This is a genomic window from Acinetobacter sp. WCHA29, from assembly GCF_002165335.1.
Lineage (GTDB): Bacteria > Pseudomonadota > Gammaproteobacteria > Pseudomonadales > Moraxellaceae > Acinetobacter.
Genome location: NZ_NHRQ01000013.1, coordinates 47,904 through 73,917 on the forward strand (window position 1 = coordinate 47,904; position 26,014 = coordinate 73,917).

The 26,014-nt window shown below is 39.4% G+C and carries 26 protein-coding genes and 1 riboswitch; of the genes, 15 read left to right on the forward strand and 11 right to left on the reverse strand.

Features of this window, described 5'->3' with window-relative positions:
* The first annotated feature begins 16 nt into the window (after window positions 1-16).
* On the forward strand, window positions 17-796 hold the full coding sequence (locus CDG59_RS09975; protein WP_087536541.1) for a hypothetical protein: 780 nt from the start codon (window positions 17-19) through the stop codon (window positions 794-796).
* Window positions 797-862: 66 nt separating this feature from the next.
* Here the strand turns inward: CDG59_RS09975 and thrC are convergent, their stop codons facing one another.
* From thrC to xerD, 4 genes are all read right to left on the reverse strand, one after another.
* The gene (gene thrC, locus CDG59_RS09980; RefSeq protein ID WP_087545143.1) at window positions 863-2,002 is read right to left on the reverse strand and encodes a threonine synthase; all 1,140 of its coding nucleotides are present in this window, start codon (window positions 2,000-2,002) and stop codon (window positions 863-865) included.
* A gap of 58 nt (window positions 2,003-2,060) precedes the next feature.
* Window positions 2,061-3,362, reverse strand: coding sequence for a homoserine dehydrogenase (locus CDG59_RS09985; RefSeq protein ID WP_005163149.1), 1,302 nt, complete (start codon window positions 3,360-3,362; stop codon window positions 2,061-2,063).
* A gap of 127 nt (window positions 3,363-3,489) precedes the next feature.
* Window positions 3,490-4,305, reverse strand: coding sequence for a DsbC family protein (locus CDG59_RS09990; RefSeq protein ID WP_087545144.1), 816 nt, complete (start codon window positions 4,303-4,305; stop codon window positions 3,490-3,492).
* Between the two features lie 119 nt (window positions 4,306-4,424).
* Entirely contained in the window at window positions 4,425-5,345 is a 921-nt protein-coding gene (gene xerD / locus CDG59_RS09995; protein WP_005163144.1) for a site-specific tyrosine recombinase XerD, read from the reverse strand.
* Window positions 5,346-5,495: 150 nt separating this feature from the next.
* On the opposite strand from xerD, the gene CDG59_RS10000 reads away from it, so the two are divergent.
* From CDG59_RS10000 to ftsW, 6 genes are all read left to right on the forward strand, one after another.
* Entirely contained in the window at window positions 5,496-5,756 is a 261-nt protein-coding gene (locus tag CDG59_RS10000) for a FeoA family protein (protein WP_034600743.1), read from the forward strand.
* Window positions 5,753-7,606, forward strand: coding sequence for a ferrous iron transporter B (gene feoB / locus CDG59_RS10005; RefSeq protein WP_087545146.1), 1,854 nt, complete (start codon window positions 5,753-5,755; stop codon window positions 7,604-7,606). Before CDG59_RS10000 ends, feoB begins: the two co-directional genes overlap by 4 nt.
* Window positions 7,607-7,618: 12 nt before the next feature.
* On the forward strand, window positions 7,619-7,873 hold the full coding sequence (locus CDG59_RS10010; protein WP_087545148.1) for a DUF6587 family protein: 255 nt from the start codon (window positions 7,619-7,621) through the stop codon (window positions 7,871-7,873).
* A 74-nt stretch (window positions 7,874-7,947) separates the two neighbouring features.
* Window positions 7,948-8,235: a hypothetical protein gene (locus CDG59_RS10015; RefSeq protein WP_087536563.1), complete on the forward strand. Its 288-nt coding sequence runs from the start codon at window positions 7,948-7,950 to the stop codon at window positions 8,233-8,235.
* A gap of 301 nt (window positions 8,236-8,536) precedes the next feature.
* On the forward strand, window positions 8,537-9,895 hold the full coding sequence (gene murD, locus CDG59_RS10020) for a UDP-N-acetylmuramoyl-L-alanine--D-glutamate ligase (RefSeq protein WP_087545149.1): 1,359 nt from the start codon (window positions 8,537-8,539) through the stop codon (window positions 9,893-9,895).
* A gap of 10 nt (window positions 9,896-9,905) precedes the next feature.
* The gene (ftsW, locus tag CDG59_RS10025; RefSeq protein ID WP_087545151.1) at window positions 9,906-11,099 is read left to right on the forward strand and encodes a putative lipid II flippase FtsW; all 1,194 of its coding nucleotides are present in this window, start codon (window positions 9,906-9,908) and stop codon (window positions 11,097-11,099) included.
* 48 nt (window positions 11,100-11,147) lie between these two features.
* On the opposite strand, the gene gluQRS is transcribed toward ftsW, so the two are convergent.
* From gluQRS to thiC, 5 genes are all read right to left on the reverse strand, one after another.
* Window positions 11,148-12,011 (reverse strand): tRNA glutamyl-Q(34) synthetase GluQRS, encoded by an 864-nt coding sequence (gluQRS, locus tag CDG59_RS10030; RefSeq protein WP_087545152.1) that lies wholly within the window; start codon window positions 12,009-12,011, stop codon window positions 11,148-11,150.
* Between the two features lie 129 nt (window positions 12,012-12,140).
* On the reverse strand, window positions 12,141-12,674 hold the full coding sequence (gene dksA, locus CDG59_RS10035; RefSeq protein ID WP_005163120.1) for an RNA polymerase-binding protein DksA: 534 nt from the start codon (window positions 12,672-12,674) through the stop codon (window positions 12,141-12,143).
* Between the two features lie 189 nt (window positions 12,675-12,863).
* Window positions 12,864-13,679, reverse strand: coding sequence for a 3',5'-cyclic-AMP phosphodiesterase (gene cpdA, locus CDG59_RS10040; RefSeq protein ID WP_087545154.1), 816 nt, complete (start codon window positions 13,677-13,679; stop codon window positions 12,864-12,866).
* Between the two features lie 19 nt (window positions 13,680-13,698).
* Window positions 13,699-14,310: an NUDIX domain-containing protein gene (locus CDG59_RS10045; RefSeq protein WP_005163115.1), complete on the reverse strand. Its 612-nt coding sequence runs from the start codon at window positions 14,308-14,310 to the stop codon at window positions 13,699-13,701.
* A gap of 75 nt (window positions 14,311-14,385) precedes the next feature.
* Window positions 14,386-16,281, reverse strand: a complete 1,896-nt coding sequence (gene thiC, locus CDG59_RS10050) for a phosphomethylpyrimidine synthase ThiC (protein ID WP_087545155.1) — start codon at window positions 16,279-16,281, stop codon at window positions 14,386-14,388.
* A gap of 84 nt (window positions 16,282-16,365) precedes the next feature.
* A riboswitch (TPP riboswitch) is annotated at window positions 16,366-16,486 on the reverse strand.
* A gap of 146 nt (window positions 16,487-16,632) precedes the next feature.
* Between thiC and phoU the strand changes: the two genes are divergently transcribed.
* A complete protein-coding gene (gene phoU / locus CDG59_RS10055) occupies window positions 16,633-17,355 on the forward strand; it encodes a phosphate signaling complex protein PhoU (RefSeq protein WP_004659390.1) in 723 nt (240 codons plus the stop codon).
* Between the two features lie 472 nt (window positions 17,356-17,827).
* On the opposite strand, the gene CDG59_RS10060 is transcribed toward phoU, so the two are convergent.
* Together CDG59_RS10060 and argH are read right to left on the reverse strand one after the other, a co-directional pair.
* The gene (locus tag CDG59_RS10060; protein ID WP_087545157.1) at window positions 17,828-18,100 is read right to left on the reverse strand and encodes an oxidative damage protection protein; all 273 of its coding nucleotides are present in this window, start codon (window positions 18,098-18,100) and stop codon (window positions 17,828-17,830) included.
* Between the two features lie 9 nt (window positions 18,101-18,109).
* Window positions 18,110-19,543 (reverse strand): argininosuccinate lyase, encoded by a 1,434-nt coding sequence (gene argH, locus CDG59_RS10065; RefSeq protein ID WP_087545158.1) that lies wholly within the window; start codon window positions 19,541-19,543, stop codon window positions 18,110-18,112.
* Here argH and CDG59_RS10070 point away from each other — a divergent pair.
* The 7 genes from CDG59_RS10070 to CDG59_RS10100 all read left to right on the forward strand — a co-directional run bounded on the left by CDG59_RS10070 (window position 19,534) and on the right by CDG59_RS10100 (window position 25,742).
* The gene (locus CDG59_RS10070; RefSeq protein WP_087545160.1) at window positions 19,534-20,676 is read left to right on the forward strand and encodes a sensor histidine kinase; all 1,143 of its coding nucleotides are present in this window, start codon (window positions 19,534-19,536) and stop codon (window positions 20,674-20,676) included. The genes argH and CDG59_RS10070 overlap by 10 nt on opposite strands.
* Before the next feature lie 58 nt (window positions 20,677-20,734).
* Window positions 20,735-21,475 (forward strand): LytR/AlgR family response regulator transcription factor, encoded by a 741-nt coding sequence (locus CDG59_RS10075; protein WP_087545162.1) that lies wholly within the window; start codon window positions 20,735-20,737, stop codon window positions 21,473-21,475.
* A gap of 103 nt (window positions 21,476-21,578) precedes the next feature.
* Complete coding sequence (hemC, locus tag CDG59_RS10080) at window positions 21,579-22,496, forward strand: hydroxymethylbilane synthase (protein ID WP_087545163.1); 918 nt, start codon at window positions 21,579-21,581, stop codon at window positions 22,494-22,496.
* Window positions 22,496-23,272 (forward strand): uroporphyrinogen-III synthase, encoded by a 777-nt coding sequence (locus tag CDG59_RS10085; protein ID WP_087545165.1) that lies wholly within the window; start codon window positions 22,496-22,498, stop codon window positions 23,270-23,272. The genes hemC and CDG59_RS10085 overlap by 1 nt, the downstream gene beginning before the upstream one ends.
* Window positions 23,269-24,096 carry a hypothetical protein gene (locus CDG59_RS10090; RefSeq protein WP_087545166.1) on the forward strand — a complete coding sequence of 276 codons (828 nt, stop codon included), beginning with the start codon at window positions 23,269-23,271 and terminating at the stop codon, window positions 24,094-24,096. The genes CDG59_RS10085 and CDG59_RS10090 overlap by 4 nt, the downstream gene beginning before the upstream one ends.
* A 7-nt stretch (window positions 24,097-24,103) precedes the next feature.
* Window positions 24,104-25,297: a heme biosynthesis protein HemY gene (locus CDG59_RS10095; protein WP_087545168.1), complete on the forward strand. Its 1,194-nt coding sequence runs from the start codon at window positions 24,104-24,106 to the stop codon at window positions 25,295-25,297.
* Between the two features lie 7 nt (window positions 25,298-25,304).
* Window positions 25,305-25,742 carry an acyl-CoA thioesterase gene (locus CDG59_RS10100; RefSeq protein ID WP_087545169.1) on the forward strand — a complete coding sequence of 146 codons (438 nt, stop codon included), beginning with the start codon at window positions 25,305-25,307 and terminating at the stop codon, window positions 25,740-25,742.
* The last annotated feature ends 272 nt before the right edge of the window (window positions 25,743-26,014 follow it).

Here is a 26,014-nt window from a genome sequence, read left to right on the forward strand (position 1 = left end):
AAATTGGGGAAATAAGATGGCGACTTATGTGATTCGTGCCAAGTATTTTGGTTATAACGATGAAGTTTTCTACGTAGCTGGCAATCGTATTGCGAATGTTTTTGATAATAAGCAACAGGCTGAATTAGCTTATAAAAAACTTGAGATAGATGGAGCGCGTGATTTTGCATTATATGAAGTTGAATCCCTTTTTGATGCTGATGAAGCATTATTGCAGCAATTAGATGACTTCGTATATTCACGTTGTGGTGAACATATTTGCGAAGAAGGGGATATTTCTGACGATGTATTACCTGCAAGTTTAAGTGACGATGATACCTTTGAATTTATTCAGCTTGCTGGAATGCAAAAATTCCAATTGGTTGAATTCGAAAATGAAGTCAAGTTTTATAGTTTATGGTCTGTAAAAAAACAGCAATGGGTGGAGGAGCATGATGAATGCTTTGCGGGTTTAATATATTCAGAAAGTTTAGATGCTTTTAAATCTAAAGTTGAGCATATTTTTGCTGATTATGATTATTCAGCAATTGAAATAAAAGGCAGCTTGGATGAACTTTCAGCCCAACCGATTTTATTGCAAGCAATGATTAGTACACAATCTGGTTTAAGTTATGATGAAGCAAAACAAACTCTTGTCATTGATGCTTGGCAAGATGAAGCATTGTATGCTGTGAATTCGCTATTGAAGCAGCCTTTGTTTGAAATTAAGGAAATTAGTCTAGAAGAAATTCAAAAAATTGAAAAAGACTTAGCGAAACAATATAGCTATGATGAAGATTATGAATATGAAGAATAAAATCATGTTCTAGTTAATAAAAAACCAGTTGCAAGCAACTGGTTTTTTATTACTAAAAATTTATTCTTACATATTTGAAAGAATAGAATCTTTAACTTGATCCATCGTTGCATCGATGGATAACATCACAGCATCCGCACATTGTTTGATTGCTGTATCTGGATCTTTCAAACCGTTACCTGTCACAGTACATACGATCACAGAACCTTCAGCAATTTTACCTGCTTTGATGTCACGAATAGCACCACCGATAGAAGCAGCAGAAGCTGGCTCTACGAAAACACCTTCATACATAGAAAGTAAGCGTTGAGCTTCAAGAATTTCGCTATCTTGAAGTTCATCGAACCAACCTTTCGAATCACGTACAACTGCTTTTGCATGATTCCAGCTTTGTGGATTACCAATACGAATAGCCGTTGCAACGGTTTCAGGACTTTCCACTGGAGCACCACGTAAGAATGGCGCTGCACCAGAAGCTTGATAACCAACCATCGTTGGTAAGCCTTCAGGTTTAGGACCCGTGAATTGATCTGTTGCTGCATCATAGATGACTTGTTCGAACTGATCAGCAGGTTGATTTGCTACTGCTTCTGTATAACCCATCCAGTGAGCCGTGATATTACCTGCATTACCAACTGGTAAGCAGTGATAGTCAGGTGCACGGCCCAATGCTTCTACAATTTCATAAGCAATCGTTTTTTGGCCTTGCAAACGGTAAGGGTTGATTGAGTTTACGATCGTCACGGGCGCTTGATCTGCAACTTCTTTTACGAGGCGCATACCATCATCAAAGTTACCGCGGATTTGCATGGTGATCGCACCATACATCATTGCTTGAGCCATTTTACCCATTGCAATTTTGCCTTCAGGAATCAAAACGAATGCTTTGATTCCTGCACGTGCTGCATATGCCGCTGCTGCAGCTGAAGTATTCCCTGTTGATGCACAGATAATTGCCTTCGAGCCTTCTTCAACTGCTTTGGTTACAGCCATCGTCATACCACGGTCTTTGAATGAACCTGTTGGGTTAAGACCTTCGTACTTCACATAGATTTCAACGCTTTTGCCAATAATACGTGGAATATTCTCAAGTTTAATAAGAGGAGTATTTCCTTCACCTAGAGAAATTGCACGTGTAGTTGCAGACACAGGTAAACGGTCACGATAACGATCTACAAGACCAGTATAACGATTGGCATTCGACATGATGGTGTTCCAATATGAGGTAGAGCTGGGAGAGGGAATGCATTTTCCCTCAACCTGATTAACTATCGAGCGATTCTAAACGAATTCTTACGATTTCGCCACGAATAGCTGGTAATGCTTGAATTTGAGCAAGTGCTTCATCCATTTTTGATTCAACAATTGGGTCTGTCAAAATCACGATAGGAATCAAATCTTTCAAGCGAGATTGCTGCATGATCGCATCGATGCTGATACCAGCACGGCTAAGGATGGTGGTTATATCAGCGAGTACGCCCGTTTGGTCTTCAGCATTTAAACGGATGTAGTATCCAGTCGTCATTTCTTCACGACTCAGGATAGGCATGTTCGTTAGTGCTTCAAATGCCAATTGTGGAATCGTTCCTGCACCATCTTCGGTATAAGAAATATCACGTACGATATCAATCACATCAGCAACAACTGCAGAAGCCGTTGGACCAGCACCAGCACCAGCGCCATAGTAAAGCGTTGGGCCTACAGCATGTGCTTGTACCAATACCGCATTTTTAACACCGTTCACATTGGCAATCAGTTGTTCTGCTGGAATCAGTGTAGGATGAACACGTAACTCAATACCATTACTTGCACGACGTGCAATACCCAAATGTTTGATACGGAAGCCAAGTTCTTCAGCATATTTCACATCTTGTGCGGTAATTTTGCTAATGCCTTCTGTGTAGACCTTATCAAACTGTAATGGGATACCAAAAGCACATGACGCCAAGATAGTCAGTTTGTGCGCAGCATCAATGCCTTCTACATCAAAAGTTGGATCTGCTTCAGCATAACCGAGTTCTTGAGCTTCTTTGAGCACATCATCAAATGCACGACCTTTTTCGCGCATTTCAGTCAGAATGAAGTTACCTGTACCATTAATGATACCTGCAAGCCATTGAATATGGTTTGCAGCTAGACCTTCACGAATGACTTTAATAATTGGAATACCACCAGCAACCGCTGCTTCATAAGCGATTTGAACAGCATTATCTTCAGCTGCTTTAAACAACTCATTACCATGTTCTGCAAGTAGTGCTTTATTGGCAGTGACAACTTGCTTGCCATGTTTGATGGCTTCCATGATAACTTCATAGGCAGGATGAATACCGCCCATCACTTCGACTACGACATCAACATCAGGTTGACGTACGATGTCCATGAGATCATCACTTTGTTTGATCCCTTCGAGTTGTAAATCTGGACGTGGACGGCGTGTGCCTACATGTGTAATTTGAATTTCGCGACCGGTACGGCGTTTAATTTCAGCAGCATTTTCTTGTAATAATTTAAGGGCTCCACCACCTACAGTACCAAGACCGAGTATCGCCAGACGAACTGGTTTCACGTCACACTCCATTTTATTCAATCATTTTAATGAAGCTTGATCATAGCTAAAAAAGTGCGCAGACACTAGGGCTAAGATCATCTTTAATCTGTCGCCCGAGTCGTGGTGAGGTGGTGTAGAGAATGTTTTATTTTTCTAGGCGTTTAATGATTTCATCTGGAGTCATGTATCCACCTAAATAAACACCTTCAACATTATAAATTGCAGGTGTGCCATTCACGCCCATATTTAAGCCTAATTGATATTGATCACGAACTGGATTTTTACATTCTGCTGATGCAACTGGTAAGCCTTGCGCAGCTTGATCGAATGCAGCTTTACGATCTTGACTACACCAAATCGCTTGCATGGTTGGCATAAATTGCTCTCCACGTGGCCATGCGATGTAACGGACTTCAATGCCTTTCGCATTAATTTCGGCAAGATGTTCATGTAGTTTGTGACAATAAGGACAGCTTGAATCAGTGAATACATAAATGACGTGTTTCGCTTTACCCCCTTGTGCTGGGTAAACGATAAGGTCTTCTGTTTTGAGTGCTGCTAAGTGCTTTTTATTTTCAGTCGCTTGTAAAGCTTCACTCACATTTTTTAATTGTTTTTCACCAAGACGAATAACATCACCTTGAATTATATATTGTCCATCACTGGTCGCATAAACCGATCCCATACCTTCTAGGCTCACCCAAAATAAATTTGGAACTTCAGTTTTTTTAATGGCAAGAATTTTGGCGTTGATATTGGCTGTTTTAAAATTTTTTTCTAAAGTAGCAACTAGACGTTGTTGCGCATTACGTTCATTTAAAGTTGATGCTTCACCAGTGGCTGGTGCACTCGCTGTCAGAGCATCAGGCTTTTGTGCTGAATTTTCTTTTGAACAAGCACTGATCAAAAGTGTTGAGGTTAATGCACATGCAATGAACAACTGAGATCGAGTAAACAACATAAACAACCTTTCATACTGTATTTATAAGCTTGCCCAAGCATACCAAAAATTTAAATTGACTTCGTTAAATCTTGCTGATGCTGTGTGAATGAAATCATGTTGATTGATAAAAGGTAGTTTTATCCTCTTGGATGGTATTTGTTATGTAGTTCTTGCATCCGATGCTGAGCAACATGCGTGTAAATTTGAGTAGTTGATAAATCACTATGGCCAAGTAACATTTGCACAACACGTAAATCAGCACCATGATTGAGTAAATGTGTTGCAAACGCGTGTCGTAAGGTATGTGGGGATAGTTCAGCGAGAATATTTGCTTGTAGTGCATAACGTTTTATTGCATACCAAAAATTTTGCCGACTCATGATGCCGCCATGTTGTGTTAAAAATAAATAATCCGTACTACTTTTATAGAGTTGAGGTCGTGATTCGGCGAGATATTTTTCGATCCATTCACAAGCATGTTGTCCGAGAGGAACGAGGCGTTCTTTATTGCCTTTACCTGTGATACGAAGAAAGCCCTGTTTGAGATTAATTAATTCCAAACGTAAATTAAGTAGTTCTGATACACGTAAGCCACAGGCATATAACACTTCGAACATTGCTCGGTCACGCAGACCTAGCGCCGTATTGACATCGGGTGCATTGATTAATGCTTCTACATCTTGTTCTGATAAATCTTTAGGTAAAGCACGTCCAATTTTAGGAGAACGATGGTTTGCCACGGGATTATCATCTCTTAGTTTCTGTTCTCTTAGAAATTTATAAAATTGACGTAAAGCAGACAAGCAGCGTGCAATGGAGCGTGGGCTTTTGCCTGCTTTAGTGAGTGCAATTAATACATCAGCAATATCATCACTGGACCATTGCGTTAACGTCACATTTGGATGTAACTCAGCACATTGAATAAGATCTGATAGATAGGCATTACGTGTATGTGGACTCACGGTTTGCGCCACTAAATAATCACGAAAACCGTGTAAAAAACTGAGATGTTCTGGAATTGTGACTGCAGTTGGAATACGAGGTTTTTTATTTAACATAATCAGAAAAGTCCTTCATTCAACTGCACTGTAAAAGAAAAATGAATTGTTGTCGATCTGTCACAGAAGCGAATGCCATTGAGATTGTTTTTGGTAATTATTCTCATTTGCCTGTATACTCTTGGAGAAAAGAGTTTAGGGTTAGAAGCGGTGCGATTGTCAGCATTAAAAGTCAAGCAAACGGCGATGATTACTAAAGTGAATCGCTTAGTCGATGATACCGAACAGCCAGACCTTGTGGCTATTCGTTTAGAGAGTTTAGGCTTTGTGCCTGGTACACAAGTACAGGTGATCACCAAAGGTATTTTTGGTGGCGATCCGATTCTAATCCAAATTGGTTTTACTCGTTTTGCATTACGTAAAACTGAAGCCGATAAAATTGAAATCCAATTTGAAGGAGCACCTGCATGAGTGATGCGTTACGTGTTGCCCTTGTGGGAAATCCAAACTGTGGTAAGACTTCCTTATTCAATCACTTAACTGGAACACGCCAGAAAGTTGCCAATTATGCAGGGGTCACAGTAGAGCGTAAGGTTGGACATTTTCAGTTGCCTTCAGGTCGAAATGTTCGAGTACTTGATTTGCCTGGAACATATAGTTTGCAAGCAACAAGCCCTGATGAAGAAATCACGCGTGATGTGTGTGAAGGTAAAATTGCTGAAGAAGGGCAGCAAGATGCATTTTTATGTGTTGTTGATGCGACTAATTTAAAGCTTCATCTTGGATTAGTGCTAGAAATTATTGAGTTAGGGCGTCCGATCCTTGTTGTGTTAAACATGATGGATGAAGCACGTCGCCGTGGAATTCAAATCAATACTCAAAAATTATCAGAGCGATTGGGTGTTCCCGTGGTTGAGACAGTCGCTGTGCGTAACTCGGGTATTGAGAACTTACTGCACGCATTAGATCAACAAAAATATACAGTGCCCCATACCGAACTCAGTGGTTTAACGGGTGAGCATCATCAAAAGATCCAAATTATTTTTAAAGATGTGGTGAACTTTGTTGATCAGGAAGATAAGCGAACCGATTTTCTCGACAAAATATTTTTGCATCCTGTATTGGGCTTATTAAGCCTTGCTGTGATGATGTTTATTGTGTTCCAAGCTGTATTTGCTTGGGCAGCTCCATTTATGGATGGGATTGAAAGCCTTTTCGGATGGTTAGGTACGACACTTGGTACCTATATTTCGCAGCCTTTGCTCCATAGTTTAGTCGTTGACGGGATTATTGCGGGTGCAGGTGGCGTTGTTGTGTTCTTGCCCCAAATTTTGATTCTGTTCTTCTTTATTTTAGTATTGGAAGAGTCTGGGTATTTACCACGCGCAGCTTTTTTGCTCGACAAATTAATGTTTAAAGCAGGCCTCAGTGGTCGTGCGTTTATTCCGTTACTTTCAAGCTTTGCGTGTGCAGTGCCGGGTATTATGGCAACCCGTAGTATTAGTGATCCGCGTGATCGTTTTACCACGATTATGGTTGCACCATTAATGACTTGTTCAGCACGATTACCCGTCTATGCCTTATTGATTGCAGCATTTATTCCAAATCAAATGGTATGGGGAATTTTCAACCTGCAAGGTTTGGTACTCTTTGGCTTATATATGTCGGGTATTGTTAGTGCATTGTGTGTTTCGATTGTGATGAAATTTCTACAAAAAGATAAATCACAACATGCATTATTACTTGAGTTACCAAGTTATCGTATTCCTGATTTAAAAAGTGTTGGGATTGGATTATTAGATCGCGCCAAAATCTTCTTAAAACGTGTGGGTGGAATTATTTTCGCTCTTTCGATTTTACTTTGGTTCCTATGTACTTTCCCGCAAGCACCAGATGGTGCGACACAGCCTGCAATTGATTATAGCTTTGCAGGAATGTTAGGTCACTTGATACAACCAATTTTTGCCCCAATTGGTTTCAATTGGCAGATTTGTATTGCATTGATTCCAGCGATGGCAGCACGTGAAGTAGTCGTTGCAGCATTGGGTACGGTCTACGCTTTATCTGGTGCTGATGATGATGCAGTGGCACAAGGTTTATCACATTTAATCAGTATGGATGGTACAGGTTGGTCATTGGCTACAGGTTTATCTTTATTGGTTTGGTTTATTTATGCGCCACATTGTTTGGCAACCTTAGCAACGGTACGCCGTGAGACGGGTTCATGGAAATATGTTGCAATCATGGCAACGTATTTGTTTGGCTTGGCTTATCTAATGTCTTTTTTCACCTACCAAATTGCATCACGCATTTGGGGCTAAAAGGAGTCGCTTATGTTTGAGTATTCGATTGTTGCTGTATTAGTGTTATGGAGTGCTTTTGTCGTTTTTAAGAAAGTATTCCCTAAAACCGCAAGTTCAAGCTTTCTTACCTTATCGAATCTCTGTCAGCGTTTGGGTTGGTACCGTTTGGCAACATGGTTAAAACCTAAAATTGTGGTGGGTTGTGGCGGAGGTTGCGGTTGTGCTGTCGATGATAACAATGAACCCAAGAAACAGGAAACCATTCAAGCGGTCAAATGGCGTTAAAAGATAATGATTGCTCATATTCTAGGGTATGGGCAATTTTTAATAATCAAAGAACTAAAATAAAGAGTCACAGAATGAATCAACTAGAAAATATAGAAATAAAAGTATTGAGCCTTAGACATAAGTTAATTTTGTTTGGTTTCATCGTGTTGCTGAATATTTTTGCTATTCTGAATTGGTCGGAAACTCATCATTTAAAAGCAATTTTATCTTGCTTAGGTTCTAATCTCTGTTTTATGTATTTATGGTTAAGACCTGAGATTATTCATTTTCAGCTACGAAATGCCACAGCCAAGAAAATTGATGGGATAATGTATGTTGCGATCATTTTATGGGTATTTTCTTATTTTATTCCTAATTAATTGGGAATGGTGAGCATTTTAGTCAAAGCCCTACAGAGAACGATTGTTGTTGTCACTGCGTTATCTTTCTTCATTCAGAATGACTAAATCTCGCGAAACGTATTTTTATCTAAAAATTTTGCGCTATACGGTTCATATTGCAAACATCTGTCGAATGTGAACAATTCCCTAGACATGATATAGATTTACTTTTACGCACTGACACAAAAAAGCCTGAATAAAACGAAAACTGAAAAAGCATTTAAAACAGTAAAGTGCTAACATTTTTGCCATTCTGTAATCTGCAAAAAATGGGGCAAAAATGTTAATACAACGTGGTGGATTAAAAGTTGTAGCTGGCTTAGGGATTTCGGGAGTGTCAGCAGTCAACTTCCTACATGAGCAAGGCTACCAAGTTGCAGTAACGGATTCTCGAGAAACACCGCCAGGGCATGATCAAATTCCTACTGGTGTTCGTACCAGTTTTGGAAAGTTGGATACAGAACTTTTATTACAAGCAGAAGAAATTATTCTTAGTCCAGGACTTGCCCCTCAATTACCAGAAATTCAACAAGCAATTGAACAAGGTATTCCTGTTGTTGGCGATATTCAAATACTACGTCGTGCTACTGAAGTCCCGATTGTTGCAATTACAGGATCAAATGCAAAAAGCACAGTAACGACGCTGATTGGATTAATGGCACAAGAAGCTGGTCGAAAAGTCGCTGTGGGGGGGAATTTAGGACGTCCCGCATTAGATTTACTCAAAGATAAGCCAGAGTTAATTGTTTTAGAGTTATCTAGTTTTCAGTTAGAAACAACCTCGAATTTAAATGCAGAAGTCGCAGTTGTTTTGAATATGAGTGAAGATCATTTAGATCGTCATGGTGATATGCTTGGTTATCACAAGGCCAAACATCGAATCTTCCAAGGCGTGAAAAAAGTGGTCTATAACCGTGATGATAATTTAAGTCGTCCGCTTGTACCTGATGTTACACCAATGCAAAGTTTTGGTTTGAATGCACCTGATTTAAATCAATATGGCGTGCTTCGTGATGCTGATGGCACGATGTGGTTAGCGCGTGGCAGAGCGCGTTTGATGAAAGCCTCAGATATGTATATTCAAGGTATGCACAATGTTGCTAATGCACTCGCATGTCTGGCGTTGGGTGAGGCGATTGGTTTAGATACTGCATCCATGTTGGAAACACTCAAGCATTTTAAAGGTTTAGAGCATCGCTGTGAATATGTGAAAACAGTTTCTGGGGTGCGTTACTATAATGACTCTAAAGGAACCAATGTAGGTGCAACCCTTGCTGCAATTGATGGTTTAGGTGCTGCTATTGAAGTGAAACATGGCAAACTAGCCTTGATCCTAGGAGGTCAAGGTAAAGGGCAGGATTTCAAACCATTACGAGATGCGATTCAAAAATATGTAAAATCAGTGATTCTGATTGGTGAAGATGCAGCTGTGATTGAACAAGCTATTCAAGGTACCACTGTAATCCAACACGCAATGAGTTTATCGGAAGCTGTAGCTCTCGCACAGAAATATACTCAGGCTGAAGATGTCGTTTTACTATCACCAGCTTGTGCAAGCTTTGATATGTTTAAAAGCTATAATGATCGTGGACATCAATTCGTGGCATGTGTAAATGCCCTGAATGAAAATAAAAATTAGGAACTGATCTATGGCTGATTTAGCCCAAAATACGGTACAAAAGATTTCACAATTATTGAGTCGGTTGCCCAAGCTTCCTGCGGAAATGACAGCACGTAATATTCTCATTTTTTGCGTCATTTCTTTGCTGTGTTTCGGTTCGGTCATGGTGGCATCCGCATCGATGCCATATGCCGAATATATTCATGAGAATCCATTTTATTTCTTAATTCGTCATGGAATTTCGATTGTTGTTGCTGCTGTGGTGGCATTCTTAACCTATAGAGTTTCCTTGAACTTATGGTTTAAAAATGCTTTTCCATTATGGCTTGTGACGATGGTACTACTATTGGCAGTGTTGGTCGTTGGTTCGGAAGTAAACGGTTCACATCGTTGGATTAAGCTCGGTGGTTTTACTTTACAACCGACGGAAATTGCGAAAATCGTAATGGCAATTTTTACCGCTGACTATGTTGTTCGCCGTGCTAAAGAAGTTCGAACGCATTGGAAAGGCCTGTTGCGCCTGAGTGGTGTCATGGCACTGACAGTTGGATTTATTGTTGCAGAGCCCGATCTCGGTGCAACGGTTGTTATTGTCCTCATGATGGTGGGTGTGTTTTTCTTGGCAGGTGCACCAGCAACACAATTCCTAATTATGTTAGGAGCAATCCTTGCAGGGATTACGGCACTTATTTTATTTGAACCATTCCGTTTCCAGCGTTTAATTTCCTTTACGAATCCTTGGGCTGACCCATTAGGTGTCGGTTATCAGTTATCAAATGCGTTGATGGCATTTGGACGTGGAGAATGGATTGGAACGGGTTTAGGACACAGCGTACAAAAGCTTTCCTATCTTCCAGAGGCGCATACAGACTTTATGTTAGCGGTTCTTGGCGAAGAATTTGGCTTTGTTGGCGTCACCTTGGTGATGGTATTGTCCTTTACGATGTTAACGTGCTGTATTCGAATAGGACATCGTGCTCTGCAACATAACTACTTACGCGCAGGCTATTTAGCATATGGCATTAGTATTATTTTTCTGATGCAAATTTTGGTAAATGCTGGCATGAATATGGGTTTAATGCCGACTAAAGGTTTGACTTTGCCGTTTATTAGTTATGGCGGTACATCTTTAATGATGTGTGCTGCAATGATTAGTTTAATTCTGAAAATTGATGCATCAACGCAAGAACTTAATCCAGTTAAAGAAGAATCAAATTTCTAATCGTATCGAAAATAAAAAGCTCTACTTTAAGTAGGGCTTTTTTATGGCTTATAAGAAAGTACCTGTGAGATGGATACCTCTAGGAATTACCTTGATGTCCCATTGTTGAACAGCTTGTTGCAGCATGATGCGTGGCTGGTCAAGTTCAACCAAAGGTTGCCCTAAAGCTAAAATGGCTTGCTGTAAGAGGTTTGATGCTTTGCTGATATCCAGTGCTTGAGCCAAATTTTGTTTAGACAGTTTTTGCCCTTGATGATTCATGGCAAGGGGGAGGTGCATATAGTTGAGAGATGGATAATTCAGTAAAGAGCCTAACCAAATTTGTCTGACGGTATTGTCTAAAAGGTCTGCGCCGCGAACCACATGCGTAATACCTTGTAAATAGTCATCTACGACCACAGCCAATTGATAGCTCATAATGCCGTCACGGCGCTTGAGTACGAAATCACCTAGATCATGTTTTAAGTTGGCAGATTGCTGACCTTGTAAGCGATCCTCAAAACAAATCAATTGATCGGCAACTTTCAAGCGAATAGCTTGATCATTGAAATCCAGATGTAAATCGCGGCAAGTACCAACATAAATATGATTTGAACCCAGTATTTTACGGGTACATTGACAGGCATAGATCGCATCTAAGTGTTTTAACTGCTCAAGAACTTGTTCATAAATCTCTAAACGATCTTTTTGGCAAATAATTTCTGCATCGGGTTCAAATTGAAAGGCATCAATACAAGATCGGATATGGTTTTCACTATTGGGATAGATACGAGGAATATCGGTATCTTCAATTCGAACTAACCATTTGCCGTGGTTGGCTTTGGCATCACAGTAACTTGCGACTGCGGTGAGTAGGGAGCCAAAATGCAATGGGCCAGTTGGAGAGGGGGCAAATCGTCCGATGTAAGGCATAAAGATTTTATGGTTGTGTATTTCAATCCTTCTCCAGTCCCTCCTATAAAGGAGGGGAAATACTCGAATATCATAAATCTTTCAATTCGTAGTATTCCTCCCTTTTCAAAGGGAGGTTGGGAGGGATTATTAACCGTTATTTTGCTTTTCTTTGATTTCAGCCAAAGTCTTGCAATCGATACATAAAGTCGCTGTTGGACGTGCTTCTAAACGGCGTAAGCCAATTTCGATACCACAGGTTTCACAGAAACCGTAATCTTCGTTTTGAATTGTTTCAAGTGATTGTTCGATTTTACGAATGAGTTTGCGCTCACGGTCACGTGTACGTAATTCAATCGCAAATTCTTCTTCTTGCGTTGCTCTGTCGTTGACGTCAGGAAGAGCAGTTGACTCATCTTGCATTGTGTTCAATGTACGATCAACTTCAGACATTAACTCAGCTTTCCATGCATTTAAAATTTGGCGGAAATGCTCAAGCTGTCCTTCAGACATATATTCTTCATTTTTCTTCGGCTGATAAGGTGCAATTCCAAATAAGCTGGCAGTTGTACCACCTTCTGAAGCTTTTGGTTTGGTTTTACGTACGCGTTTCACAGCCGATTTTTGATCGTCGATCACTTCTGTCTGTTCGTCCAAGACTTGATTTTGGTTGTCATTCGCCATATAGGGCATTCCTCATCTTACACGTACTATCTATACGCAAAAAATATGGTGATATGCAAGTGTTTTTATAGAAACCTAAGATGGTTTTTCCCATCAAGGGTCGACATCATATAGAGTTTTTCAGCAAGATGGTAGTCATTCCCGTCCAGATTTTGTGAGAAAACGAGAATGTAATTTGTAATCAAAAGTTTAGTCATATCCCAAGACTTCAGAGCTATTCATTCGCTGTGAAGTTGATAAACGATAGACCTGAGTTTCGATTTCTCCGTTTGCTTTGAGTTTAATAAAGCGGTAACCCGGATGTTCTTCATCAAGTGCGAACTTATCACTTTTAGGTTTGAATTGTATGCAGGTTGATGGCGTTGATAAAAATTGAATATCTTGCCATGTGTTAATAGAATCTTGGTGGACATGACCACAGATAATGGCTTTGATATTTGAAAAAGGTTGAATGGTTTCGAGTAAATCAGATGAGTTCTTTAGTTTATGTTGATCAATCCAAGCAGATTCCATCGCAAAAGGATGGTGATGGCAGGCAATCATAATATGACGATCATGATGTTTTTTTAATAATTCTGTTAATTGTTCAAGGCCAGCCTCTGCAATTTTGCCATCAATTCTTGTTGGCTGTGCACTATTGAGTAAAATAATGCACCAATCGCCAATTTCCACGACAGTAGGTTGATGCGGATCTGCTCCATGAAAAGGGAAGTGAGATACATCATCATGATTGCCGGGCGTCTGAAAAAAGGGAATACCTATACTCTGCATATGCTTAAGATAGCGATCATAAGTCACAGTTGTTGGGTTTTGTGCTAAATCTCCAGTATGCACAATCATATCGATCTGCGGATGTTGTTGGCGCATCAAGTCAATTACTGCATGAAAGCTTTGTTCAGGGTGCATCCCGACAAACTCTAAATGCGGATACTCCAATAAATGGGTATCAGTAATTTGTATAATCACAAAATCTTTTTGTGATAATTTTGAGACTTGAAAAGTCACCGTCTTACCCCTTTCAGATTTATTGTCGTTGTATATGTTGACTAAGCCATTGTAATGCCATGATGACAGGGGCATTCTTCAAGCGATTATTTTTGAATAACATGGTGATTTCAGCGTAATCAAACAAATGGAGTTGAATATCTTCTCCTTCATCTGGAACGCCAAAGATGCCACCACTGCTTGGTAAATCAACTTCTGCAGCATATAAATGAAAAAACTCAGCGCATGCACCAGCAGAAGGATAAAAACTGAACAAATGCTGCAATTCATTAATTTCGCAGCCTGATTCTTCTAGACTTTCACGACGAATACAGGTTTCTGGAGATTCATTTCCATCCAGTACACCCGCAATGATCTCAAGTTGCCATGCTGACTCGGAGTCATTTAATGCACCAACTCGGAATTGTTCAATAAGTGCGAAACGTTGTTGCTGATTGTTATAAAGTAAAACGCCAGCAGCTTCTGGACGATGTATAAGTTCACGCTGAATAATTGGTGAATATTCAGATCGATGAAATAGTCGGTGCGTAAGATTCACTTTCTCAACTTGAATGAATCCTCGGAATAAAAACTCTCGAGATTCTATCGTAACGTCGGATGCTGAATAGCTGGCGTGGTCAAGAATATTCATTTTCAATCAGGATGAGATTGTACATATCTCATCCTAACCGAGATTGATTCGTGGGCAAATCTTTTTTTAGTCGATTTACAGCTTGTGGTACAATTTTAGACCATGTTCCTGATAAGCGGTTTTCATTGCATTGAGACCTGCTTCAACATCTTTTTCAGCATCATTTGATTGCTTAGCATTGTGCTGATTTTGTGCATAATCTCGCACATTCTGCGTGATTTTCATCGAGCAAAATTTTGGTCCGCACATAGAACAGAAATGTGCAGATTTGTGTGCTTCTTTGGGTAAAGTCTCATCGTGCATGCTGCGTGCTGTATCAGGGTCTAAGCTGAGGTTGAACTGGTCATCCCATCGGAATTCGAAACGTGCTTTCGATAATGCATTATCACGAACTTGAGCACCCGGATGACCTTTGGCTAAGTCTGCTGCATGTGCTGCAATTTTATAAGTGATAATGCCGTCTTTGACGTCTTTTTTGTTTGGTAAACCTAAGTGTTCTTTCGGTGTGACATAACACAGCATTGCTGTGCCATACCATCCAATCATTGCAGCACCAATTGCAGAAGTAATATGGTCATAACCTGGTGCGATATCGGTGGTGAGTGGACCAAGTGTATAGAAAGGTGCTTCTTTACAAACTTCAAGTTGTAGATCCATATTTTCTTTAATCATATGCATAGGCACATGACCGGGACCTTCAATCATCACCTGAACATCATGTTTCCAAGCACGGTGTGTCAATTCACCTAAGGTTTTAAGCTCACTGAATTGAGCCTCATCATTTGCATCTTGAATACAGCCTGGACGTAAACCATCACCTAAGCTAAATGAAACGTCATAGGCTTTCATGATTTCACAGATTTCATCGAAATGCGTATACAAGAAGTTTTCTTGATGATGCGCAAGACACCATTGCGCCATAATTGAACCGCCACGAGACACAATACCGGTGAGACGATTTGCGGTCATAGGCACATAGCGTAATAACACACCTGCGTGAATAGTGAAATAATCGACGCCTTGTTCAGCTTGCTCAATCAACGTGTCTTTAAAGATTTCCCAAGTGAGATCTTCCGCGACACCATCTACTTTTTCCAAAGCTTGATAAATTGGAACAGTACCGATAGGAACAGGTGAATTACGGATAATCCATTCTCGGGTTTCATGAATATTCTTACCCGTCGATAAGTCCATGATCGTGTCGGCGCCCCAACGCGTTGCCCATGTCATTTTAGCAACTTCCTCATCAATCGATGAACCTAGAGCGGAGTTCCCAATATTGGCATTAATTTTTACTAAAAAGTTGCGACCAATGATCATTGGTTCAATTTCAGGATGATTAATGTTGGCAGGAATAATTGCACGACCTGCGGCAACTTCTTGACGCACGAATTCAGGTGTAATTTCTCTTAAATTCTGAGCACCAAAGTTTTGTCCTGCATGCTGACGCATGTCTACGCCGTCACCTTGGCGTTGATTTTCACGAATTGCAATATATTCCATTTCAGGCGTAATAATGCCCTGTTTCGCATAATGCATTTGCGTAACATTTTTCCCTGCCTTAGCTCGACGAGGATTTTGAATATGAGCAAAACGAATGTCAGCAGTACGAATATCTTTTAAGCGAGCCTGACCAAAATCAGAACTTAAACTTGAGAGTACATCGGTATCATCACGTTCTTCAATCCAAGTTTGGCGGACAGAAGGTAGACCTTGATTTAAATCAATTTGGACATCAGGATCGGTATAAACACCCGATGTGTCATAAACCATAACAGGAGGATTATATTCACCCCCTAAACCTGTCGGCGTTTCTGTCAAGCTAATTTCGCGAAATGGAACTTGGATATCGGGGCGAGAACCTTCAACATAAACCTTGCGTGAAGCAGGTAAAATACGGGTTAAATCTTTAGCATCTTGCTCATGTTGAGCAGAAATATCAGCAGAGGGAAGATTCGTTAATTGGTTCATGGCATGATCCTTATGTATTACATTAACGAATCAAGCACGAGCAAAAACGATAGCGCATTTATCTCTTTGATAAATAAAGGCGAGGCTTTTGTTGGGCTTGATTCCTACGCAGGTGTTAACCTGATCAGGTTCAACGGTACTCATCTTTAAATCTTGCGATTAAGATAATCTCAGCAGTTAATTAACTGCGCTCCGTCAAGCTAGGTATTTAGACTAACAGATTTTTAGATTTTTGTTTTATCAATTCGCAGCAATCGACTTTTGGCTCAGCTGTGTTATTGTCATAAAAGTTTCATCATTGCTGTGTTTTAATCACCAATCATTTTTCCATGTGTCTAGTGGAGGCATACTGTGAGTCCAAGTAATCCTGTGTTAAGTCACCATATTTCTTCACAATTTAATGAAGACTTACAAGATGTACATACCAAATTTATGACCATGGGTGGCTTAGTAGAGCAGCAGGTTGCAAATGCAATTCATGCTTTATTAGACACAGATGAAAATTTGGCGATTGATGTTCAATTTAAAGATAATGTTGTTAATCAATATGAGCGTGATATTGATGAAGGTTTGACCTTGATTCTCGCCCGCCGTCATCCTGCTGCAATTGATTTGCGTATGGTCATTGCGATGAGCAAAGCAAATACAGATTTAGAGCGGATTGGTGATGAAGCTTCAAAAATTGCTCGTATTGCGCAAAATTTATGTGAAGAAGGTGAGTCTCCACGCGGTTATATGGAAACACGCCATATTGGTAACCAAGTGCGTGTTATGATTCATGATGCTTTGGATGCTTTCGCGCGTTTAGATGTTGATCAGGCTTTAAAAGTGGTGATGGCAGACGTGGATATTGATCGTGAATATCAGTCTGCAACACGAACTTTGATGACCTACATGATTGAAGACCCACGCCATATTGCTCGTGTGATTAATGTGATGTGGGTATTGCGTTCGCTTGAGCGAATTGGCGATCATGCCCGTAATATTTCAGAGCAAGTTATTTATATGGCAAAAGGTATGGATGTACGTCATACCAGTATTGAAGAAATTGAACAAAAAGTGAATCAAAAATAATCATCAAATAAAGATTCAAAGCTGCTACATAATGAGCAGCTTTTTTTATTGCCATACGTTGCATAAAGTCATCGGAAATGAAGTAATCATTAGGTAAATTTTAAGAGTAGTCATCCAATAATTTCTCAAAATCCTAAGGCATTTTTTATTGTGGGATTAGCGTAATTTGAACAACGTTGCTGGGCAATTGATTGACCTAATATAACCGTGAATATAATTTTTATATAAATTGATATCATACAAATAAAAAAATCCCAGACTTCGGGGGAAAGTCTGGGAGAGAAATATCATGTGTTACTTGAGATATCGAACTATCTCTTTTTGCTTCTGATATTCAATATAAGCGGAGAGTGTTAATCTGTCATGTAGACAACTGTGTATACTCTGTAAACCTTTATTACTTATGTAAATGTCACGTAAAAAGAGAGCTATATTTAGCTCTCTTTTATTCAGTGGTGTTAGTTGAAACGATTTACTTTTGTTCCGTCCAACCTTCTGCTTTTTCAACACTTTCGTCATTGTTGAAGAACTTCTCCCGTTGCTCTTCAAGAAACTTCTTCGCATCGGGTTCAAATACATTGAGGCGTTTTTCGTTAATGAGCGTGGTTTGGTGTTTTAACCATTCTTGCCAAGCCTGTTTTGAAACCTTCTCAAAGAATTCTTGACCTTTTGCACCTGGGAATGGTGCAAAGTCTAAACCTTCAAGCTCTTGTTTATATTTGCGGCAAAATACTTGTCTCGTCATGATTTATCCTTAAGCGTATAACTGTTCTAGGCGAGTGTGTGCACGAGTAATGGCTGCTTCAACTTGTTTTGGCGATGTCCCGCCGATATGATCACGCGCATTTACAGAAGCTTCTAAAGTTAAGGCTTTATCAAATACATCTGCTTCGATCAAATCACAGAATTGTTGAAGCTGTTCCAGTGTCAATTCAGATAAATCTTTTTCTTCAGCGATACCAAGCGCAACTGCTTTACCTACAATTTCGTGTGCATCACGGAAAGCAACACCTTTCTTCACAAGGTAATCAGCAAGGTCAGTTGCTGTAGAGAAACCACGAAGCGCTGCTTCACGCATAATTTCAATGTTTGGAACGAGTGCAGGCACCATATCTGCAAAGGCCATCAAGCAACCACGAACGGTATCAATTGCATCAAACAAAGGCTCTTTATCTTCTTGGTTGTCTTTGTTATACGCCAATGGTTGACCTTTCATTAGTGTTAATAAACTAATCAAATCACCAAACACGCGACCTGATTTACCACGTACTAACTCAGGAACATCTGGGTTTTTCTTCTGCGGCATGATAGATGAGCCCGTACAGAAGCGGTCTGGAATGTTGACGAACTTGAATTGAGCCGAAGTCCATAAAATCAGTTCTTCAGACATACGTGATAAATGCATCATGATCAATGATGCAGCAGCGTTAAATTCAATGGCAAAGTCACGATCAGAAACAGCATCAAGCGAATTTTCAGAAACAGCTTCGAAACCCAATAATTCGGCTGTATATGCGCGATCAATCGGGTAGGTTGTTCCTGCTAAGGCTGCTGAACCGAGTGGCATGCGATTAACTCGCTTGCGACAATCTTGAAGGCGTTCAGTATCGCGAACCAACATCTCAAACCAAGCCAATAGGTGATGACCAAATGTTACTGGCTGAGCTGTTTGTAAATGAGTAAAACCAGGCATAATCGTATTGGTATTTTTGCTTGCCAGACTGAGTAGGCCTTTTTGTAAGCGTAGTAATAGACCTAAAATGTCATCAATTTCATCGCGTAAATATAAACGGATGTCAGTTGCAACTTGGTCATTACGGCTACGACCTGTATGTAATTTTTTACCTGTGATGCCGATACGTTGAGTCAAGCGAGACTCAATGTTCATGTGTACGTCTTCTAAATCAATACGCCATTCGAAATTACCTGCTTCGATTTCAGCCTTGATTGTATTTAAACCTTGGATAATATCATCACGCTCAGCCTCGGTCAGTACACCAACTTTAGCAAGCATGGTTGCATGTGCAATCGAACCTGCAATATCTTGTTTATAAAAACGTTGGTCAAATTGAACAGATGCGGTAAATTCTGCAACAAATGCATCTGTTGCTTCAGAGAAGCGACCGCCCCACATTCCAGAGGTTTGATTAGGGCTTGCTGAAGAAGAGGATTGAGAAGATGTGGTCATGGCGGCTCAGTAAAATAAAAAAGAGTATAGCAAATCCAAACGTAGTTGCTGAAATTCGACGCAAGAAGTTATCGAAAACACGTCAAATGAGTCCAGCAGGGTCCTATTTTTTTACGAAAATAAGGCAATCGCAACACTTATTGGAATTAATTGTAGCAAGTAATGTTTTGGCAATGGTACTCGCACTTGCAGAAGCCCGTTCTTGGCAAGCAGTGGAAAGTATCCGAGTTTTTCAATACATGCTTTTTATTAACTGGATAATTTTATCGTTTTCTGCTTTTGTTGACTATTTTCAAGAGTTTTTTGCTAAATTTAGTCAGAAAATGGCGTTAATTTTAGGTTTTATTTTTCTTCAACTTATTGTTTTACTTACCACGTGTGTCATTAATATAATTCAATATTGGGGTTCATCAACAAATAGTTTTTCTGAAGATATATTATTTCAAGGTGTAAGTCTGCATTTGGGGTATGGCATCTTGCTTGGTGCTTTCTGTTTGCGTTATCTCTATATGCGAGAGCAATGGATGAATCAGCAATATAGTGAGCTGAATGCGCGGATTCAAGCCATGCAAGCACGTATTCATCCTCACTTCTTATTTAATAGTTTAAATAGCGTCGTGAGTTTGATTTCAATTGATCCTGACAAAGCAGAAAACATGTTGATTAACTTATCACGATTATTCCGCGCCAGTTTTCAAGAATTGAAATTGGTGAGTTTGGCTGAAGAAATTGACTTGTGTCAGCAATACTTAAGTATTGAAAAATTACGTTTAGGAGAGCGTTTAAAGGTAGAATGGAACATACAGGCGACGTCTTTAGAATTAAAACGAGTCACGATTCCATTATTAACATTGCAACCTTTGCTAGAGAATAGTATTTTTCATGGGGTAGAAAAAGTTTTACAGCCCTCAACCATTAGTGTATTGGTTGAAATATTGCAAAATCAAGTCAGTATAGTCATTACTAACCCTTATTCTCACGATACAATAAAATCGAGACAAGGGAATGGTATTGCAATAGACAATGTGAAGCAACGTCTAAAAGCCTATTACGGACAGACAGTGAAGTTTCAGGTTTATGGGGGGGGATCGTTATATACCACGGTGGTAAGTTATCACTATCGAGTAAAATAATAAGTTAAGTTAACCATAAAAAATGACGGATGAAGTTAACGGTGACAAGGAGGAGAGGATGAAAGTTCTGATTGCTGATGATGAACCTCTCGCAGTAGAGCGTTTGTCACGTTTAGTGACCCAAATGGGTCATGAGGTGATTGCGACGGCGCATCATGGGCAGGATGTGTTAAACCATATTGAAAATGATTCGCCCGATGTTGTTCTATTAGATATTCAAATGCCTGGAATGAACGGATTGGAGTGCGCTGAGCAGATCAGTCATCTTAGCCCTCGTCCAGCTATTATTTTTTGTACGGCATATGATCAACACGCATTGGAAGCGTTTAAGTTTCAAGCACAAGGATATTTGCTCAAGCCTATTGCACAACAAGATTTACAACAGGTGTTCAATAGTCTGACGCAACTTACACAAGCACAAATGACTGGTTTACAACAACAAGACGATATGTACGATACTAAAACTCAACGCCATCAAATTGCTGCGAAAACTTATCGCGGGGTCGAACTTATTCCAATAGAGAATATTTACTATTTTCTAGCAGATCAGAAATATGTCACTGTGCGTCATCGGAATGGCAGTGTATTAATTGATGAAACTTTAAAAGATCTAGAATCTGAGTTTTCAGATCGTTTTATTCGAATTCATCGTAATGCTTTAGTTTCTCTTGATTATTTAGAACGGTTGGAACTGATTGCGGCTGGTCAGTATCAGGTTAGATTACGTGAGCTGGATGAACGCTTATCTGTAAGTCGCCGTCATTTACCAAGCTTAAGAGAATGTATGCATCAATTATAAAATATTGAGCTTAAGTCAGATGAAAAATCAGTTTTTGCTTGCAATTTTAGATGAGCAAGTTAAGTTTGAAACAATTGTTTTGATCCATGCTTAACTTGAATTTATGAAGACCTTAAAAATTGCGACTCGACAAAGCCCTCTTGCACTTTGGCAGGCGGAGCATATTCGCTCCCGTTTAAATGCGCTTTATCCAGATTTAACGGTTGAGTTGCTTAAGTTTGTGACGCAAGGTGATAAAATTCTAGATACACCTTTGGCAAAAATTGGTGGTAAAGGATTATTCGTTAAAGAACTGGAAGCTGCTTTGTTAGAGGGTCGCGCTGATTTGGCGGTCCATTCAATGAAAGACGTGCCAATGCACTTACCCGAAGGTTTAACGCTCGCTGTGACTTGTGAGCGAGAAGACCCACTTGATGCCTTTGTTTCGAATCATTACCAAAGTTTTGATGAGTTACCTCAAGGTGCCAAAGTAGGTACATCTAGTTTGCGTCGCAAATGCCAGATTTTACAAATACGTCCTGATTTAGAGATTATTGACTTACGTGGCAATGTGGGGACGCGTTTATCAAAACTTGATGATGGTTTATATGATGCGATCATTTTAGCCAGTGCAGGATTAAAGCGTTTAGGTTTGGCAGATCGAATTCGTCATTGTTTAGCGCCTGTTTTAAGTTTACCTGCTGTTGGTCAGGGTGCATTGGGCTTAGAGTGTCGTGCAGATGATGTGGAATTATTAAAAATCATTCAACCATTACAGCATGAAGAAACCTCAATTTGTGTGCGTGCAGAACGTGCGTTTAATGCCTATCTAGAAGGTGGTTGTCAAGTTCCAATCGCAGGATATGCAACTTTAGCCAATGATCAGCTCAGCATAGAAGGTCGTGTGGGAAGTGTTGATGGAAAAATCTTACTAAAACAACAATTGGTTGGAACTTCAGAAGATGCTGAACAATTAGGTGAACAACTTGCACAATGCTTATTGGAGCAAGGTGCAGGTGAATTGTTAAAAGCGCTTTATTAATGCTTTTTATTAATACGCGCCCTGAAGATCGTGCTGTGAACTTAACGCAAGCATTGTTGGAAGTGGGTCATCAGGTTATCAATCTGCCATTGTTGGAACTTGTAGCTGAACCTTTTTCGGGGCATTTACGTGAACTGTATCAGCAACTTGAGCAGGTGCAAGTTATTGTTGTTGTCAGCCCGACCGCTGTTGATGTCGGTATGCAATATTTACAACAACAAAAGATATCCTTAGATCAACTTAAGCATGTGCAATGGATCGCAGTGGGTCAAGCAACTGCCCAAGCACTCGCAAAATTTGACATAGACAGCCACATCCCTGAGGTTGAAAATTCGGAAGGTATGCTAGAGCTTCCAATATTAAATCAACAAGTACATTTGGATAAAGTTGCTTTTTGGCGTGGTCTTGGGGGGCGGCAGTTTATGATGCAGCAGTTGCAACAGCAAGGTGTCGAGATTCTTAATTTTGTTCTTTATCGTCGCCAATGCCCAATTCAAAGTGTTACGCTTTTTCCAAAAATTTTAAAAAAAATAATGCCAAGTCAACCTGTTATGGTGTTGATTAGTAGTGAAGCGAGTTGGAATAATTGGCAGCAGCTTTGTGGTCAAAATAATATAGATGCGAAATGGATATATTTGGCGCTAGGTGAGCGTTTAGCACAGCTACTCAAAAATGCACGGTTGCAAACACATCAAGAGATTAACATTATTCAGCTTGATAATTTATCTATATCAGAGATTATTCAACGTATCGGTACTTGGCAAGGACGTATATGAGAAAGATTGTTTACCTGATTTTATTACTAAGTTTATTATGGTTAGCCAAACTTAGTTATGACGTAGCACAATATTCTCAGATCGTTCCTCAACTCCAGCAACAGCTTACACAGCAGCAGCAACGTTATTCTTTGCTGAATGATCAATTTGTCGCTGTGCAGCGACAATTACAAGATGCTCATTTATCTGACCCTTCAGAAGCTTCGAGCTTACCCAGTATGGTCACGGGTGTAGCGCCTGTTATATTAATCAAACAGCAATTACAGTTAGTTCAATTCGCAATAGATCAACAACAGTTCATTTATGCGATTGATCAATTAAATCAAGTACAGCAGCATATTGTCCAATATACGGTTTCTCCTGCTTTACAGCATAGTTTGACGAAAGCGATTGAACAGGATAAACAAGCTATTCAACATTATGTGCTTATGCAAACCCAACAGCAGCAACAGATTGATACTTTATTGCAGCAATTGGATCAAAAGCTTTTACAAGAAGTGCATAACCCAGCTATTAAAATGCAAAAAGCTGAAGCCTCTTCATGGTGGTCTTGGTTCAAATTTGAAAAGGTGCAGCGTACACAGCCTGATTTAATCAATCGCCATCTCATTTTAAAAGAAGCTCAGTTACGTTTACTTCTTGCTTCACAAGCCTTACATCAAGGACAAGCATCTGAGTATCGCAAATCCGTTCAAGAGATAATTCGATTATTCTCAATTTTACCTGATCAAAACAGTCAAATGATCAAGCAAAAATTAGAAAAGCTGTTAAATCTTTCAGTTATTCCGACACCTAAATTAACGACCCTTGGTTTACTGGGGTAATGTAATTATGAAACAACTGGTGTTCATTTATTTACTTGTAAGTCTATTATTTTTTGCTATGTTTGCCATGCTGAGCTATGGCTACGGTAATGGCTATGTTTATATTTACTGGCGCGATTGGCAGTTCCAAAGCAGTTTATGGGGCTTAATCGCACTTTTTATTGTGATTAGTTTATTCGCACAGTTGTTATGGTTTGTGAGTCGCAGATATTTTGCGCGAGAACAGCGTAAGAAAGAAAATATTTTACAATTTAAAGATCTACATCCATATGAGCAGCTCGGTATAGTCTGGCTGCTTGATGCGGCAAAAGAACAGCAGGGATTTATTGAGCGTGTTTTTGCTCAATCAGGATTGCTGAGTAATATTGTTGATGCACAATTTGATTATAAAAATGGTGACTATCAACTCGCTTTGCAGAAACTAGAGAAATCAGCACCGATGGCCTTTGAGCTGGCAGAACTACAGCGGATCGATATTTTCTTAGAACAACATGAAACAGAAAAAGCATTAACCCATTTAGAATTCCTTGAACAGCATCAACTTTCACCTTGGTTGGCTGAGATTGAAACTGCTTATCAACAACGCATTACTGTTTTGTGGGGCAAACTTGCCTTACAACAGCCTTGGTTATTTTTACAATCAATTCAGCATGGTTTATTAAGTGCAGAACATCGAGATCTCTGGTTGCAACAATTACTCATACAGTTTGATCAAGCATCTGTGGATGATTTAGCTGCACTGCAACAGCGGTATATTGCTCTAGAGAATGAAATTCAAGCACGACCATATAGTAGTAAGGTTTTGTGGTTAAAATTATTGGCACGTATGCCAGAAATGGGATTGCAGCATGAGGACCTTGCATTGCATTTATTGCAAGAAAATTTCGATCCAGAGGTTTTTTATCTTTGGTTCCAACAGCAACTACTGAAGCAAATTCCCGATTATAGCTATGTTGAGCAACGTATTATTCAGCTAGAACAGCGTTACACGAGTGTTCCAATGTTGACCTTTGCAAAATGGCATATTTACGTTGCAACTCAACGTTTAGAAGAAGCTGAGCAGTTATTAATTTTATATCCTGATAATATATTAATGAGCTATTTGCGGATTAAATCAACGCTTGGAGATAATCTGGATTTGATCAGGCAGTTGAATTTAATCTTTGAAAATGATGTTAATTTTTTAAACTTTAAGATATGAGTGAGATATGAAAGAACTGTCTGTCTATCCTGTTGTACATCGACAAACAATTGCTTGGGGTGATATGGATGCTTTTGGGCATGTAAATAATGTGCAGTATTATCGCTATATTGAGAGTGCACGAATTGCTTATTTAATGGCATTAAATATATTTGATCAAGATATAGTGACGGTGGTAGCCTCTAGTCAATGTAAATATTTAAAGCCAGTATTTTATCCTGATGTGCTGCATATTGGTGCACGTATTGAGGAGCTCAGAAATAGTGCTTTTCGAATGCATTATAGTTTATGGAGTGAAACACAAAACCAAATCGTTGCAACAGGAGAGGCAGTGATGGTTTGTGTTGATAAAGTAACATCCAATAAACTAGCTATTCCTGAATTGATTAAAAAAAATATTATTGCTATTGAACAAAGTGTTGGAAATAATCTTGCATTAAAATAATTTTATAAAGACTATTATGTCTATATTTATTTTGAGTGCGTTAATCTCATATAACTTATCTTTTTATTTTGTGAATTAATTCATAGATAGTCTAGATTTGTTATATGAAATTCAACCTATAGAAAGCATCAAGAATTAAGGTAAAATTAATATTCATCAGGTTCTAAAAATTATTTCATCATTTTAAAAAAATTTAATACAATGGATTTAATCAAATGCACTTAAGTTTTTTTTGTTTTATTGTAAATATAAGATGATTTATGGTTATATTG

What these genes read in the sequence shown, in the direction of transcription:
- CDG59_RS10100 (WP_087545169.1), top strand. Translation starts at nt 25,305, where the DNA reads ATGAAAGAACTGTCTGTCTATCCTGTTGTACATCGACAAACAATTGCT.
- CDG59_RS10075 (WP_087545162.1), top strand. Translation starts at nt 20,735, where the DNA reads ATGAAAGTTCTGATTGCTGATGATGAACCTCTCGCAGTAGAGCGTTTG.
- CDG59_RS10015 (WP_087536563.1), top strand. Translation starts at nt 7,948, where the DNA reads ATGAATCAACTAGAAAATATAGAAATAAAAGTATTGAGCCTTAGACAT.
- CDG59_RS10060 (WP_087545157.1), bottom strand. Translation starts at nt 18,100, where the DNA reads ATGACGAGACAAGTATTTTGCCGCAAATATAAACAAGAGCTTGAAGGT.
- thrC (WP_087545143.1), bottom strand. Translation starts at nt 2,002, where the DNA reads ATGTCGAATGCCAATCGTTATACTGGTCTTGTAGATCGTTATCGTGAC.
- thiC (WP_087545155.1), bottom strand. Translation starts at nt 16,281, where the DNA reads ATGAACCAATTAACGAATCTTCCCTCTGCTGATATTTCTGCTCAACAT.
- CDG59_RS10010 (WP_087545148.1), top strand. Translation starts at nt 7,619, where the DNA reads ATGTTTGAGTATTCGATTGTTGCTGTATTAGTGTTATGGAGTGCTTTT.
- CDG59_RS10085 (WP_087545165.1), top strand. Translation starts at nt 22,496, where the DNA reads ATGCTTTTTATTAATACGCGCCCTGAAGATCGTGCTGTGAACTTAACG.
- hemC (WP_087545163.1), top strand. Translation starts at nt 21,579, where the DNA reads ATGAAGACCTTAAAAATTGCGACTCGACAAAGCCCTCTTGCACTTTGG.
- CDG59_RS09990 (WP_087545144.1), bottom strand. Translation starts at nt 4,305, where the DNA reads ATGTTGTTTACTCGATCTCAGTTGTTCATTGCATGTGCATTAACCTCA.
- CDG59_RS10070 (WP_087545160.1), top strand. Translation starts at nt 19,534, where the DNA reads ATGTGGTCATGGCGGCTCAGTAAAATAAAAAAGAGTATAGCAAATCCA.
- dksA (WP_005163120.1), bottom strand. Translation starts at nt 12,674, where the DNA reads ATGGCGAATGACAACCAAAATCAAGTCTTGGACGAACAGACAGAAGTG.
- CDG59_RS10090 (WP_087545166.1), top strand. Translation starts at nt 23,269, where the DNA reads ATGAGAAAGATTGTTTACCTGATTTTATTACTAAGTTTATTATGGTTA.
- CDG59_RS10095 (WP_087545168.1), top strand. Translation starts at nt 24,104, where the DNA reads ATGAAACAACTGGTGTTCATTTATTTACTTGTAAGTCTATTATTTTTT.
- CDG59_RS10045 (WP_005163115.1), bottom strand. Translation starts at nt 14,310, where the DNA reads ATGAATATTCTTGACCACGCCAGCTATTCAGCATCCGACGTTACGATA.
- CDG59_RS09975 (WP_087536541.1), top strand. Translation starts at nt 17, where the DNA reads ATGGCGACTTATGTGATTCGTGCCAAGTATTTTGGTTATAACGATGAA.
- ftsW (WP_087545151.1), top strand. Translation starts at nt 9,906, where the DNA reads ATGGCTGATTTAGCCCAAAATACGGTACAAAAGATTTCACAATTATTG.
- feoB (WP_087545146.1), top strand. Translation starts at nt 5,753, where the DNA reads ATGAGTGATGCGTTACGTGTTGCCCTTGTGGGAAATCCAAACTGTGGT.
- argH (WP_087545158.1), bottom strand. Translation starts at nt 19,543, where the DNA reads ATGACCACATCTTCTCAATCCTCTTCTTCAGCAAGCCCTAATCAAACC.
- gluQRS (WP_087545152.1), bottom strand. Translation starts at nt 12,011, where the DNA reads ATGCCTTACATCGGACGATTTGCCCCCTCTCCAACTGGCCCATTGCAT.
- xerD (WP_005163144.1), bottom strand. Translation starts at nt 5,345, where the DNA reads ATGTTAAATAAAAAACCTCGTATTCCAACTGCAGTCACAATTCCAGAA.
- murD (WP_087545149.1), top strand. Translation starts at nt 8,537, where the DNA reads ATGTTAATACAACGTGGTGGATTAAAAGTTGTAGCTGGCTTAGGGATT.